Below are 13516 nucleotides of genomic sequence, written 5' to 3'. Positions count from 1 at the left end.
CATCGACCCAGGTAACACCACCCCTGGGGGAGACATGCTGAAGCGGACACTGGCCCTGGCTCTGCTGCTGACGGCCTCGACCGTCTCCGTCCCGGCGCACGCCGCCGGGACAGGGATCGGTCCGGTGACGATCGCCTGGTACGACGCGGCGCACAGCAAGGTCCGGATCACCTGGTCGGAGACGACGCCGGTGGCCAACACCGTGACGGTCCAGGGAGGCATGACCGCCGACCTCGGCTCGACCACGGCCACGGGGGCGAACGAGTTGGTCGCGGGCATCGGCCTGTTCCCGCGGTCGACCGCGGCCGAGAAGCAGCAGATCGTCGTGGCCGGCTCGGACGAGACCTCGGCGCGCTCGGCCGCCTTCGACACGTACGTCTACGATCCTCCGGCGGACCGCCTGAGCATGTCGTTCCCGGCGTACAACCAGGTGCGCTGGACGCTGCGGCCCGACGACAGCGTCGACGGTACGCCGAACGACCCGCTCGATCTGCCGGGCGGGTACACCTACCTGGTCGCGCAGGGGTTCGACCCGGATCCGAGCACCTGGACGACCTCGATGTGCGACGACACCTTCAGCATCAGTGCGACGCCCACCGGGATCCTGACGAACAACGGGCGTCCCTTCGACCTGTACATCAGGCCCAAGAACGAGTGGGGCGTGCTGAACGGTGCCTCCCGCGACGTGAGCACGATCCCGGCGGTCCAGGTGACAGGTGCCGGCACTTCGCCGTACGGCGGTACGACGACCCTGACCGGGCACGTGGACCAGATCGACCTGGTGCTGAGGAGCATGTCGCCGAGCTGCGACGAGGACCGTGTCCCCGCAGTGCAGACGACGCTGATCATCCATCAGCGCACCTCCGACACCGCGCCGTGGACGGTGGTGGGGACGACGAAGACCGGAGCTGACGGCAACTATCGCGCGGTGTTCCGCAATCCCGGTCACCGCGAGTACCGCGTGGTCGTCGCCAGCGGGACCGACCCGAACGGCACGCCCCGCTTCGGCGCGGACAGCCGGTTGGTCGTGGTCCGCTCGACGACGCGGGTGGTGTCGGCCAAGTTCATCAGCCCGGTGATCACTCTCGGGACTCAGCCGCAGGCCTATCTCTGGGTCGATCCGGCGGGCTCACAGAAGGCGGCGCTGCAGTTCAAGAATGCCGCGGGTGCTTGGCAGGGCGTCTCGTACAAGACTCTGTACGCCGGCCGAGGCATCCTGGCCTTCCCGTGGAACAAGCGCGGTGCCACCCAGTTCCGCTGGTGGGTCCCGGCGACGGCGACCGCTGATGCGACGTACAGCGGTATTTTCACCCTGACCGTTCGCTAACCTTTCGGCCGTTTCGTGCATCGATCCAGGTATGACCATTCCTGGGGGACCCATGCTGAAACGAACACTGGCGCTGGCTCTGCTGGTGACGGCCTCGACCGTCACTGTCCCGGCGCACGCCGCCGGGACGGGGATCGGCGGGGTGACGCTCGCGTGGTCCGACGCCACGCACACCAAGGTGCGGATCACCTGGACCGAATCCACCCCGATGGCAAACTCCCTGTCCGTCGTGCAGCCGGGCTTCACCGCGGTGCTCGGCTCGACCACGGCAACCGGGGCGAACGAGTTGGTCGTGACCGCCGCGAACCTACCGAAGACGTCCGCGGGCCAGACGCAGCAGTACGTCCGCGTGGCCGGCTCGGACGGGACCTCGGCGCTCTCGGTGGCCTACGACAGTTACGTCTACAGCCCCGGCAACAACAGCCTCGCCACGTCGTTCCCGGCGTACAACCAGCTCCGGTGGACGCTGCCGGCCGACACCAGCGTCGACGGTACGCCGAACGACCCGCTCGACGTACCGAACGGGACCAGTTACCTGGTCACGCAGGGGTTCGACCCGGACCCTGACGAGTGGTGGAACTCGATGTGCACCGAGACCACCACCATCAGCGCGGCGCTCACCGGCGTCCTGCCGAACACCGGGCACCCGTTCACGCTCAGGGTCACCCCGAAGAACGAGTGGGGCCGCGCGTCGTTCGGCGGCAGCCAGGACGTGAGCACGATTCCCGCCATCCAGGTCACCGCTCCGGGCGGGACGCCGTACGGCGGCACCACCACGCTCACCGGGCACGTCGACCAGAGCGCCATGGTGATCAGCGGGAGCCCGCCGACCTGCGACGAGCACCGCTTCGCGGCCAACGCCACGACGCTCATCATCCAGCAGCGGACGTCCGCCGCAGCGCCGTGGACCGTCGTCGGTACGACGAAGACCGGTGCTGACGGCAACTACCGGGCGGTGTTCCGCAACCCCGGCTACCGCGAGTACCGCGTGGTCGTCGCGAGCGAGCTCGCCGAGGGCGGCATCCCGCGCTTCGGCGCCGACAGCCAGACCGTCGCGGTCCGCTCGACCACACGGGTGGTCTCGGCGAAGTTCATCCAGCCGGTGGTCAACCTGGGCACGCAGCCGCAGGCCTACCTGTGGGTGGATCCGGCGGGTTCGCAGAAGGCGGCACTGCAGTTCAAGAACGCGTCAGGTGCGTGGCAGGGGCTGACGTACAAGACTCTGTCCGCCGGTCGCGGTCTGGTCGCTTTCCCGTGGAACAAGCGCGGCGCCACCCAGTTCCGCTGGTGGGTCCCGGCCTCGGCAAGCGCTGATGCGACGTACAGCGGTGTCTTCACACTGACCGTCCGCTGAACCTTTCGGCCGTGTCCCGCATCGAGCTTGGTAAGACCACCCTGGGGGACACATGCTGAAACGAACTCTGGCCCTGGCCCTGCTGGTCACGGCCGCCACCGTCCCCGTCCCGGCGCACGCCACCGGGACGGGGATCGGCGCGGTGACGATCGGCTGGTACGACGCGACGCACACCAAGGTCCGGATCACCTGGACCGAGACCACCGCGATGGCCAACGCCGTGACCGTCGAGACCGCCGAGCTGGGCAAGACGACCGCCGCGCAGCCCAACCAACTCGTCCTGAACGCCGTCGACTTCCCCAAGACCTCGGCCGGCCAGAGCCTGCAGGTCACGGTCACCGGGACGGACGGCACCGAGGCGGTCTCCGTCGCGTTCGACAGCTACGTCTATCCCGGGCGGGGGATCGCGATGTCGTTCCTGGCGTACGACCAGCTGCGGTGGACGCTGCAGCCCGATACCAGTGTCGACACCACGCCGAACGATCCGCTCGACCTACCGGACCGGTACAGCTACGTGGTCAGCCGGGCGATCGACCCGCGGCCCGAGGTGTGGAGCTCGGACTGCACCGAGACCGCGACGACCGTCAGCGCGGACCCCACCGGTGTGATCCCGAAGCCCGACGTCCCGTTCCAGCTCCGGGTCAGGCCGAAGAACGAGTGGGGGACGTGGCAGTTCGACTACGCCTCCCGGTCGGTCGACGTCGTCCCCGACGTACAGGTGACCGCGCCGGGCACAACGCCGTACGGCGGGACGACGACGCTGACCGGCCACGTGGACGAGCACGCGATGTTCATCGAGTGGATGCCGCAGACCTGCGACTCGCGGCGCTATCCGCTGGTGACAACGGACCTCGTCGTGCACCAGCGCGCGTCGCGCACCGCACCCTGGACGGTCGTCGGTACGACCAAGACCGGCTACGACGGCAACTACGTCGCGACCTTCCGCAACCCGGGCCCGCGCGAGTACCGCGTGGTCGCGGTCAGCACCTTCGACTCGGTCGGCGTCCCGCGCTTCGGCGCCGACAGCTTCACCTACCCCGTCCGCTCGACCACGCGGGTCGTGTCGGCGAAGTTCATCCAGCCGACGGTTGCTCTCGGCACCCAGCCGCAGGCCTACCTGTGGGTCGACCCGGCGGGATCGCAGAAGGCCGCGCTGCAGTTCAAGAACGCTTCCGGTGCTTGGCAAGGCGTTGCGTACAAGACCGTGTACGCCGGCCGCGGCCTGCTCGCGTTCCCGTGGAACAAGCGCGGCGTCACCCAGTTCCGCTGGGTGGTGCCGGCCTCCGGGCCGATCACGGGGACGTCCAGCAACACCTTCACTCTCACTGTCCGCTGAACCCCGAGGATCACCAATGCTGAAACGAACACTGGCTCTTGCCGTGCTGCTGTCGGCCCAGGCACTTCCCGCACCCGCGGCATCGGCAGGAACCGCGGCGATCGGCCCGGTCACCATCTCCTGGGCCGACGCGAAGCATGAAACCGTGAAGATCACCTGGACCGAGACCACACCGACCGCGAACACGCTCTCGCTCGAGTCCGATGCCGACGACGAGTTCCCGGAAGGGCAGTTCGGGACGACCACGGCCGCTCAGCCGAACGAGTACCTGGTCAGCTCGACCCGGCTGGGGAAGACGCTCGACCCGGCGGCGCGTAGCCGGATCGTTGTCGCGGGTGGCGGGAGCGAGGCGAGGTCGGCCGACTTCGACCAGTTCCTGTACTACGAGCTCGACCTCCGGCTCGCCTTCGTCGGCGACCAGCTGCGCTGGACGATGCCGCCGGACAACTCCGTCGACGGGACGCCCGGCGATCCGCTCGACCTCCCGAAGGCCTACACCTACACGGCGACCCAGCGGGTGGACATCGACCCGGTCGGCAACTACGAATGCCGCGACTCGGACACCGTGACCGCCGCGCCGACCGGCGACCTGCCGAACCTCGGTCAGGCCTACGACCTGTTCCTCAAGGTCGCCAACGAGTGGGGGCAGCGCAACGACGTCTACGGAAAGGTCAGCATCACCAGGAACGTGACGACGTCCGGGCCCGGCAGCACGCCGTACGGCGGGACGTCGACGCTGCGGGGCCACGTGAACGGCAGCGGCATGTTCGAGCAGGGCAGCCCACCGGTGTGCGAGGAGGGCCACAGCCCGACCAGGAACCAGGTGGTGATCGTGGAGCAGCGGACGTCGCTCGACGCGCCCTGGACCGTCGTCGGCACGACGAAGACCAACGACGAGGGCGACTACACCGCCGTCTTCCGCAACCCCGGCCACCGCGAGTACCGGGTGGTTCGTCCGAACGTCGTCATCGGCAGCGTCCTCGCGGGGTACGGCAAAGAGGGCGACGCCGTGAACGTCCGCGCGGTCACCCGCGTGGTCTCGGCGAAGTTCATCCAGCCGACGGTTGCCCTGGGCACCCAGCCGCAGGCCTACCTGTGGGTCGATCCGGCCGGCACCCAGAAGGCCGCGCTGCAGTTCAAGAACGCGTCGGGGGCTTGGCAGGGTCTCTCGTACAAGACCCTGTACGCCGGACGCGGCCTGCTCGCCTTCGCCTGGAACAAACGTGGCACGACCCAGTTCCGCTGGTGGATCCCGGCCACGGCCGCTGCCGATGCGACGTACAGCAACACCTTCACCCTCACCGTCCGCTGAACCAGGGGAATCACCGATGCTGAAACGAACGCTGGCTCTCACCCTCCTGCTGTCGACCCAGGCCCTCCCGGCACCCGCGACGCCCGCCGCAGTCGGCCCGGTCACGATCGCCTGGGCCGACGCGAAGCACGACACCATCAAGGTCACCTGGACCGAGACCACACCGGCCGCGAACACACTCTCGCTGACCAACGGCACCGGCTGGAACGGCTTCGGGACCACCACCGCGGCGCAGCCGAACGAGTACCTGGTCAAGTCGGACAGTCTCTTCCACACCGGCGACCCGGCCGAGAAGGTCTGGATCGAGGTCGCGGACGCGTCCGGCGCGAAGGGCCGGTCGGCGGACTTCGACCGGTTCAACTACGGCGGCGGATCGGTGAAGCTCGCGTTCACCGCCGACGGCAAGCTGCAGTGGACGTTGGCGGCCGACGCCTCGGTCGACGGTACGCCGAACGACCCGCTCGACCTACCGAAGGCCTACACCTACGTGCCGCGGCAGCGGGTCGACAACGACCCGGTCGGCACCTACGACTGCGAGGACACCGAGCTGCCGAGGACCACCGTCCCGACCGGCACGGCGCCGAACCCGGGCAAGGCGTACGACCTGTTCCTCGACGTCGTGAACGAGTGGGGCAGCGCGTCGTACAGCTACATCCCGGTCGGGTTCACGAAGAGCATCACGCTCGCCGGCCCGGCCGCGACGCAGTACGGCGGGACCACCACGCTGACCGGTCTGCTGACCGGGTCGTACCTGTACGAGTCGGGCCATCCGCCAGCCTGCGAGGAGGTCACCGAGCCGGTCCTGAACCAGCCGGTGGTGATCCAGCAGCGCACGTCGCCGACCGCGCCGTGGACGACGGTCGGCGCGACCAAGAGCGACAACAACGGCAAGTACACCGCGGTGATCAAGAACCCGGGCCACCGCGAGTACCGGGTGATCCGGCTCGACACGATCCAGTCCGACGCAGCGGCGTACGGGGGAGTGGGCGGCAGCAAGACGGTCCGGGCGACCACTCGCGTCGTGTCCGCCAAGTTCATCCAGCCGGTGGTCAATCTGGGCACCCAACCGCAGGCCTACCTGTGGGTCGATCCCGCGGGCACGCAGAAGGCCGCCCTCCAGTTCAAGAACGTGTCGGGGGCTTGGCAGGGGGTCTCGTACAAGACCTTGTACGCCGGACGCGGCCTGCTCGCGTTCGCCTGGAACAAGCGCGGCACGACCCAGTTCCGCTGGTGGATCCCGGCCACGGCCGCGGCCGATGCGACGTACAGCAACAGCTTCTCGTTGACCGTGCGGTGATGCTGCAACTTTCCGTCCGGTGCGTGCATCGTGGTTGGTACAGAGGAAGGGACACGGATGCTGAAGAGATCGATCGCGCTCGCCGGAGCGGCCGCGTTGGTGACCGTGCTGGGCGCGCCGAGTGCTTCGGCGCGGGCTGCGAGCGTGACCGACGTCCAGGTCGACTGGGTCAACGCGGACCACACCAACATCCGGATCACCTGGGACGAGTCCGCGCCGGCGGCGAACACGCTGGTCCTGCGCAGCGAAGCCGGTGAGGGCGGATTCGAGTTCGGGCACACCACGGCCGGGCAGGCCAACGAGTACATCTACGACTCGGCGAGCCTGGGAACCAGCGGTGACCCGGCCGACGAGGTGTGGATCGAGGTCAGCGACGGCTCCGCCACGCCGGGCCGGACGGAGGCCTTCGACCGGTTCAACTACGGCGGCTACCCGACGACGGCGGCGTTCGAGGTCAACGGCTCGTTGCGGTGGACGGTCGGGCCCGACACCTCGACCGACGGGACGCCGAACGATCCGCTCGACCTGCCGAAGACCTACAGCTACGCACCGCAGCAGCGGGTCCGGACCGACGATCCGAGCATCCCCGGGTGCGACGCGATCAACCTTCCGCAGACCACGACACCGACCGGCACGGTCCCGTACCCCGGCCACGTCTACAACCTGTCGATGGTCGTCGACAACGAGTGGGGCGCCGCACAGGGACCGATCATCGCCGTCGGGACGACGAAGAGCATCACGATGACCGGACCGGCGGCGACGAAGCTCGGCGAGAAGACGACGCTGACCGGTGTGCTGACCGGTACCAGCCTGTTCGAGTCGGGCCGGCCGCCGAGCTGCGGCGAGCTGTCCGAGCCGGTGCCGAACCAGTCGGTGGTCATCCAGCAGCGGACCTCGGCGGCCGCGCAGTGGACCACCGCCGGCACCACCAAGACCGATGCCCAGGGCAAGTACACGGCCGTGCTGACGAACCCGGGGCATCGCGAGTACCGGGTGATCCGGCTGAACACGACCTTCGGCGACACCGCGTCGTACGGGCTCACCGGCGCGAGCAAGTCGGTCCGCGCGACCACTCGCGTCGTGTCGGCCAAGTTCATCCAGCCCGTGATCACGCTCGGCACCCAGCCACAGGCCTACCTCTGGGTCGACCCGGCGGGCACGCAGAAGGCCGCGCTCCAGTTCAAGAACGCCGCGGGCACCTGGCAGGGCGTCTCGTACAAGACCCTGTACGCCGGTCGCGGCCTGCTCGCGTTCCCCTGGAACAAGCGCGGTGCCACGCAGTTCCGGTGGTGGGTCCCGGCCACCGCGAACGCCGACGCCACCTACAGCGGAGTCTTCACCCTGACCGTCCGCTGACCCCCAATCGTTGCAGGCGGTGCCCTCAATCCCCCGGCCCCGCCTGCAACTTTCCTTTCCCTTGCAACTTTGTCGGTGCCGGGCGGCATCATTCACCTCGCAGACGTCTAGTGAGGAGCACGCATGGCAACGAGGGGAATCGCCCTGGCGGCGGCCGCGGTCGCGGTCCTGTCCGGGTGGAGTGTGCCGGCGCACGCAGCGGGGGAGATCGACGCGGTGGTGCTGAGCTGGCAGGCCGGCCAGGTCAAGGTCACCTGGACCGAGGCCGCGCCGGTCGCCAACACGATCAAGCTGAGCACCGGCCAGGAGCTGGGTAGTACGACGGCCGACGGCGCGAACGAGCTGCTCGTCGACCGAGCCCTGATCGGCACGAGTGCCAACGCGGCGGACTCGGTGATGATCGTGGTGCCGGACGGCGCCGCCGCATCGGCCGCGTCGCCTGCGTTCGACCGGTACCTGCCGCAGCCCTCCAAGGTGACGACGACACTGGTTGACCCGGACGAGACCGTCCGCTGGAGTGTCCCGGAGGCCGGTGCCGACGAGACGCCGGGTGACCCGCTGGACGTCGCGGCCGGTCCGACGTACGCCGCGAAGACGTACGGGACGAGCGGAGGCAGCAGCTGTGCCACGACCGTGCTGCCGAGCTCGACGCCGACGAGCGGCGAGGTCGCCCGCCGCACCGGGCCCTACGCGATCAGGGTCGCGGCGACGAACGAGTGGGGCACCGTGCCCTTCGCGCAGCAGGCGATCGGGCGGATCCTGATGAGCGAGGTCGTAGTCAGCGCGACCTCGGCGACCGGCTTCGTGTACGGGCAGGCCGACGGACTGTCGACCGGTTACGGCGTCGGGGCGATCAGTGGCGAGCCGGACGGCTGCATCCGGTTCACCGAGTGGGGCAGCGGCACCGGTCCGCTGACACTCGAAGCCCGCGACAACCCCACCGCCGCGTGGACCTTCGTGAAGGTCCTGCAGCCGGACGGCTTGGGCCAGTACCGGCTCAGCGTGCCGAACGCAGGCGCCCGTGAGTACCGCGCCGTCCGCCCCACCGTCGTTCGTCCGGACGGACTGATCGTCTACGGAGCCACCTCACCGGCCAAGGCGGTTCGCTCGATCACTCGGGTGGTGGACGCGAAGTTCATCACGCCGGTGATCCCGCTCGGCACGCAACCACAGGCCTACCTGCGCGTCGAGCCCGAAGGCTCCCAGCAAGCCGCACTCCAGTGGAAGAACGCGAGCGGCGTCTGGCAAGGCATCTCGTACAAGACCCTTGCCTCCGGCCGCGGCCTCTTGTCCTTCCCCTTCAACCGCCGAGGCACCGCCGAGTTCCGCTGGTGGATCCCCGGCTCGACCCTCGCAAACGGCCGGACCGTCGAACCGACGTACAGCCCGGTCTTCACGCTGACGGTGCGGTAACTCCGAACATCCGTTGGGCGTTCTGCAGGGACTCGGTGACGATCGGCTGGCTGTTGGCGATCATGCTGTGCTCGTACGACGTGAGCGCGTGCAGCAGATCGTCTGCAGCTGGTGTGAGGGCGCGGGTCAGTTCGGCGGCGTCCCACAGCGCGGTGTTGGCCCCGGCGCCCGCGGCCGGGGTCATCGGGTGGATGGCGTCGCCGAGCAGCGTGACCCGGCCGGTCTTCCAGGGCTCGATGTGCAGGCTGGAGCGCAACGTGATCGGGAAGGCCGCCGACTGGTCCGCGGCGGCGATCAGCCGTCGTACGGTCGGGTGCCAGTCGGCGGTCTTCGCCGCGACCGTCTCCCACAGCTGCTCCGGCGTAAGGGAGAAGAGCTCCTCGTCGGGGTGGCCCAGGGCCTCGGGCGATCCAGTCAGGACAGCCATCAGGTAGTCGCCGTATTCCTCGGGCGGCGTCCGGAACAACACCGGCGCGAACGCCGCGCCCACACCACCCGGACCGTCGCTGACAAAGCTGAACCCGCGCAGGAACGCCGGCGGGATCTCCAGCCCCTCGGTCAGCGGGATCTTGCCGTAGATGCACCGGATCCCGATGTCGATCACCTCGTACGACGGCAGCAGCTGACCGCGGATCCGCGACCCCACGCCGTCGGCGCCGACGAGCAGGTCGGCCGTCTCCGTCGTACCGTCGGCGAACCGCAGCTCGACGCCGTCGTCCAGCTCGCGGTAGCTCTCGAACTGCCGCCCGAACTCGAGCCGCTCGTCCAGCCCGGTCATCAACGCCCGGCGGAACGCGTACCGGTCGACTGCGCTCACCGTCTCCGACCCACCGCCCGGGAACACCTGCTCGAACGTGGGCCGCAACTGCCGGTCGAACCCGGAGACCAGATCGCCCGGGTGCGTCGCCGTCTCGATCACGCGACGCCGTACGGCGTCCGGCAGCACCGCCGCGAGCGCTTGCTCGCCGACCGGGCTGATGTGGATCCGGTACCCCTGGCGCCGGTGCCGCGGCGACGGATCCCGCTCGTACACCCGGACGTCGAGCCCCGCCCCGGTCAGCCCGTGCGCGAGCGCCAGCCCGCCGATCCCCGCGCCGACAATCGCCACTCTCATGCCCAGCTCCTCTTCATCCGTCCAGATGGCACTATCATCCAGATAGATGATTAATTCCGCAAGTGGGTTGGTTAGGCTTCGGCGTATGACGGTCAGGCGAGCTCCGGCCCCGGACGAGCGGCAGCGTGACGCCGAACGCAGCAAGCAGGCGCTGCTGGACGCGGCCGTGGCCGAGTTCGGCGCGCACGGCTTCGGCGGCGCGCGGGTGACCGAGATCGCCGCCCGCGCCGGCGTGAACAAGCAGCTCATCTCGTACTACTTCGGCGGCAAACAAGGCCTGTACGACGCCGTCACCAACCGCTGGCGCGACAACGAGCCCACGGTCACGCAGGACGCGACCACCCTCGGCGAGGTCGTCGCCGCCTACGCGCGCGAAACCCTCGCGGCCCCCGACCTCGCCCGCCTCCTGATCCGCCAGGGCGTCGACCGCGAAGAGCCCGACGACCCCGCCCGCGACTCCCGCTTCCAGGCAGTCCTGGCCGACTTCCAACGCCGTCAGGCCGCCGGCGAACTAGCCGCCGACCTGGACCCGGCCCACGCGGCCCTGGCCCTGTTCGCCTTGTCGGCGGCCCCCGTCACCTTCCCCCAGATCGCCCGGGCCCTCGGCCTGAATCCCGAGGCGCCCGACTTCGCCGACCAGTACGCCGACCAACTCGTCCGCCTGGTCAGTCACCTGGCGGACTAGCCGTCGTACCGGAACCACACGGCGGCCAGCGGGGGCACCGAGATCTCGGCGCTGCTCGCCATGCCGTGCCAGGACGTGCCGTTGGCGTCGACGCCGCCGAAGTTGCCGACGCCGGAACCGCCGTACGTCGCCGCGTCGGTGTTGAGGATCTCGTGCCAGTGCCCCTCGAACGGAAGCCCCAGGCGGTAGCCGTGGTGCGGGACCGCGGAGAAGTTGACCACGCAGGCGACCGTCGCCTCGCCCTCGCCGCCGAAGCGGACGAAGGAGAACGTGTTGTTGCCGGCGTCGTTCGCGTCGATCCAGGTGAACCGCTCGGGGACGTGGTCGTTACCCCACAGCGCCCGAAGCTCCTTGTACGACGTGTTGAGGTCGCGCACCAACTGCTGCAGTCCCTGGTGGTCGGCGTGATCCAGCAGCCACCAGTCGAGCTCACCCTTCTCCGACCACTCCGACTCCTGGCCGAACTCGCCACCCATGAACAGCAGCTGCTTGCCCGGGTGCGCCCACATCATCGCCAGGTACGCGCGCAGGTTCGCCAGCTGCTGCCAGCGGTCGCCGGGCATCTTGCGCAGCAGCGAACCCTTGCCGTGGACAACTTCGTCGTGCGACAGCGGGAGCACGAAGTTCTCCGAGTAGGCGTACATCATCGAGAACGTCAGCTCGTGGTGGTGGAACTGGCGGTGGACCGGCTCGTGCTCCAGGTAGCGCAGCGAGTCGTTCATCCAGCCCATGTTCCACTTGAACCCGAAGCCGAGTCCGCCGAGATGCGTCGCCCGGGTGACGCCCGGCCAGGACGTCGACTCCTCGGCGACCGTGATCACGCCGGGCACCCGCTTGTAGAGCGTGGCGTTCATCTCCTGCAGGAACGAGACGGCCTCGAGGTTCTCGCGGCCGCCGTACTGGTTCGGCACCCACTGACCCTCCTGGCGCGAGTAGTCCAGGTAGAGCATCGAGGCGACCGCGTCGACGCGCAGGCCGTCGATGTGGAACTCCTCGGCCCAGTAGAGCGCGTTGGCGACCAGGAAGTTGCGGACCTGCGGCCGGCCGAAGTCGAACACCAGCGTGCCCCAGTCGGGCTGCTCGCCGCGGCGCGGGTCCGGGTGCTCGTACAGGGCCGTGCCGTCGAACTTGGCCAGCGCCCAGGCGTCCTTCGGGAAGTGCGCCGGCACCCAGTCGACCATGACGCCGATGCCGGCCTGGTGCAGCGCGTCGACCAGGAAGCGGAAGTCGTCGGGGTCGCCGAAGCGCGAGGTGGGCGCGAAGTACGACGTGACCTGATACCCCCACGAGCCGCCGAACGGGTGCTCCATCACCGGCATGAGCTCGACGTGGGTGAAGCCCATCTCGTTGACGTAGGCAACGAGCTCGTCGGCCAGCTCGCGGTACGACTTGCCCTTGCGCCACGACCCGAGGTGCACCTCGTACACACTCATCGGCTCGGCGTAGGCCTGCGCCTCGGCCCGCTGGGCGAGCCAGTCCGCGTCCTTCCACTCGTACGTCGTCTCGTGCACGACCGACGCGTTCGCCGGCGGCACCTCGGCCAGGTTCGCCATCGGGTCGGCCTTCTGCCGCCAGACGCCGTCGCGTCCACAGATGTCGAACTTGTACCGCGTGCCCGGCCCGACGCCCGGGACGAACAGCTCCCAGACACCGCTCGATCCCATCGTGCGCATCGGGTGCGCGCGGCCGTCCCAGAAGTTGAAGTCGGCGGTCAGCCGGATGCCCTGCGCGTTCGGCGCCCACACCGCGAACGACGTCCCGGTCACGGAGCCGCCCGGGCCGTCGTACCGGCGGACGTGCGCGCCGAGCACGGACCAGAGCTGCTCGTGCCGACCCTCACCGATCAGGTGCAGGTCCATCTCGCCGAGCGAGGGGAGATACCGGTACGGGTCGTCGACCTCGAGCGCGGGGCCGTCGGTGTAGGTCACCTCGAGCCGGTAGTCGGGCACCTTCTCGACGTCCAGCACGCCGACCCAGACGCCTTCGAACTCGTGCTCCAGCTCAACCCGCTCGTCGTCGTACAGCGCGGTCACCGTCGCCGTGAACGGCCGCAGCACGCGCAACGTCACCGACCCGTCGCCCAGGTGCGGGCCGAGGACCTGGTGCGGATCGTGGTACGTCCCGGCCACGAGCCGCTCGAGCACCGATCGATCCACGTCGACCCGCTGCACCCCGGCAGCGACGGCGGCGGGCACGACCTGCCCACTCGTCGTCGGAACCGCCTGTTCGACAGGGGTTTTGACCGGTTCGGTCATCGCCTCCGACAGCGGCGTCCGCACCTCGGCGTCGTGCTCGTCGCGCTCGTTCGATCCCATGCACCCA

Annotated in this window: 10 protein-coding genes; 8 read left to right on the top strand and 2 right to left on the bottom strand. The window is 69.3% G+C overall.

The features are described from left to right. Nucleotides 1–34 precede the first annotated feature (34 nt). The 7 genes from ACYVIO_RS36315 (at nucleotide 35) to ACYVIO_RS36285 (ending at nucleotide 9395) form a co-directional block, all read left to right on the top strand. Complete coding sequence (locus ACYVIO_RS36315; RefSeq protein ID WP_460655516.1) at nucleotides 35–1327, top strand: hypothetical protein; 1293 nt, start codon at nucleotides 35–37, stop codon at nucleotides 1325–1327. A 52-nt stretch (nucleotides 1328–1379) separates the two neighbouring features. After that, nucleotides 1380–2681, top strand: a complete 1302-nt coding sequence (locus ACYVIO_RS36310) for a hypothetical protein (protein ID WP_460655515.1) — start codon at nucleotides 1380–1382, stop codon at nucleotides 2679–2681. A 52-nt stretch (nucleotides 2682–2733) separates the two neighbouring features. Next, complete coding sequence (locus ACYVIO_RS36305) at nucleotides 2734–4017, top strand: hypothetical protein (protein ID WP_460655514.1); 1284 nt, start codon at nucleotides 2734–2736, stop codon at nucleotides 4015–4017. 16 nt (nucleotides 4018–4033) lie between these two features. Then, nucleotides 4034–5329, top strand: a complete 1296-nt coding sequence (locus ACYVIO_RS36300) for a hypothetical protein (RefSeq protein WP_460655513.1) — start codon at nucleotides 4034–4036, stop codon at nucleotides 5327–5329. 16 nt (nucleotides 5330–5345) lie between these two features. Continuing rightward, nucleotides 5346–6626 (top strand): hypothetical protein, encoded by a 1281-nt coding sequence (locus tag ACYVIO_RS36295; RefSeq protein WP_460655512.1) that lies wholly within the window; start codon nucleotides 5346–5348, stop codon nucleotides 6624–6626. A gap of 57 nt (nucleotides 6627–6683) precedes the next feature. Then, nucleotides 6684–7982, top strand: a complete 1299-nt coding sequence (locus ACYVIO_RS36290; RefSeq protein ID WP_460655511.1) for a hypothetical protein — start codon at nucleotides 6684–6686, stop codon at nucleotides 7980–7982. A 123-nt stretch (nucleotides 7983–8105) separates the two neighbouring features. Beyond that, entirely contained in the window at nucleotides 8106–9395 is a 1290-nt protein-coding gene (locus ACYVIO_RS36285) for a hypothetical protein (RefSeq protein WP_460655510.1), read from the top strand. Here the strand turns inward: ACYVIO_RS36285 and ACYVIO_RS36280 are convergent. Then, a complete protein-coding gene (locus ACYVIO_RS36280) occupies nucleotides 9376–10509 on the bottom strand; it encodes an FAD-dependent oxidoreductase (RefSeq protein WP_460655509.1) in 1134 nt (377 codons plus the stop codon). The two genes, ACYVIO_RS36285 and ACYVIO_RS36280, sit on opposite strands and share 20 nt — an antisense overlap. A gap of 85 nt (nucleotides 10510–10594) precedes the next feature. Between ACYVIO_RS36280 and ACYVIO_RS36275 the strand changes: the two genes are divergently transcribed. Then, nucleotides 10595–11194 carry a TetR/AcrR family transcriptional regulator gene (locus ACYVIO_RS36275; RefSeq protein ID WP_460655508.1) on the top strand — a complete coding sequence of 200 codons (600 nt, stop codon included), beginning with the start codon at nucleotides 10595–10597 and terminating at the stop codon, nucleotides 11192–11194. Here ACYVIO_RS36275 and glgB read toward each other — a convergent pair. Continuing rightward, on the bottom strand, nucleotides 11191–13509 hold the full coding sequence (gene glgB, locus ACYVIO_RS36270; RefSeq protein ID WP_460655507.1) for a 1,4-alpha-glucan branching protein GlgB: 2319 nt from the start codon (nucleotides 13507–13509) through the stop codon (nucleotides 11191–11193). The two genes, ACYVIO_RS36275 and glgB, sit on opposite strands and share 4 nt — an antisense overlap. Between the last annotated feature and the right edge of the window lie 7 nt (nucleotides 13510–13516).

This window comes from Kribbella endophytica (assembly GCF_054781295.1).
Note: the sequence above shows the minus strand (reverse complement) of the source record. Positions and strands in the feature narration are given on the sequence as shown.

Coding starts and splice junctions, on each gene's coding strand:
- ACYVIO_RS36275 (WP_460655508.1), top strand. CDS start 10,595: ATGACGGTCAGGCGAGCTCCGGCCCCGGACGAGCGGCAGCGTGACGCC.
- ACYVIO_RS36295 (WP_460655512.1), top strand. CDS start 5,346: ATGCTGAAACGAACGCTGGCTCTCACCCTCCTGCTGTCGACCCAGGCC.
- ACYVIO_RS36285 (WP_460655510.1), top strand. CDS start 8,106: ATGGCAACGAGGGGAATCGCCCTGGCGGCGGCCGCGGTCGCGGTCCTG.
- ACYVIO_RS36300 (WP_460655513.1), top strand. CDS start 4,034: ATGCTGAAACGAACACTGGCTCTTGCCGTGCTGCTGTCGGCCCAGGCA.
- ACYVIO_RS36315 (WP_460655516.1), top strand. CDS start 35: ATGCTGAAGCGGACACTGGCCCTGGCTCTGCTGCTGACGGCCTCGACC.
- ACYVIO_RS36310 (WP_460655515.1), top strand. CDS start 1,380: ATGCTGAAACGAACACTGGCGCTGGCTCTGCTGGTGACGGCCTCGACC.
- glgB (WP_460655507.1), bottom strand. CDS start 13,509: ATGGGATCGAACGAGCGCGACGAGCACGACGCCGAGGTGCGGACGCCG.
- ACYVIO_RS36280 (WP_460655509.1), bottom strand. CDS start 10,509: ATGAGAGTGGCGATTGTCGGCGCGGGGATCGGCGGGCTGGCGCTCGCG.
- ACYVIO_RS36305 (WP_460655514.1), top strand. CDS start 2,734: ATGCTGAAACGAACTCTGGCCCTGGCCCTGCTGGTCACGGCCGCCACC.
- ACYVIO_RS36290 (WP_460655511.1), top strand. CDS start 6,684: ATGCTGAAGAGATCGATCGCGCTCGCCGGAGCGGCCGCGTTGGTGACC.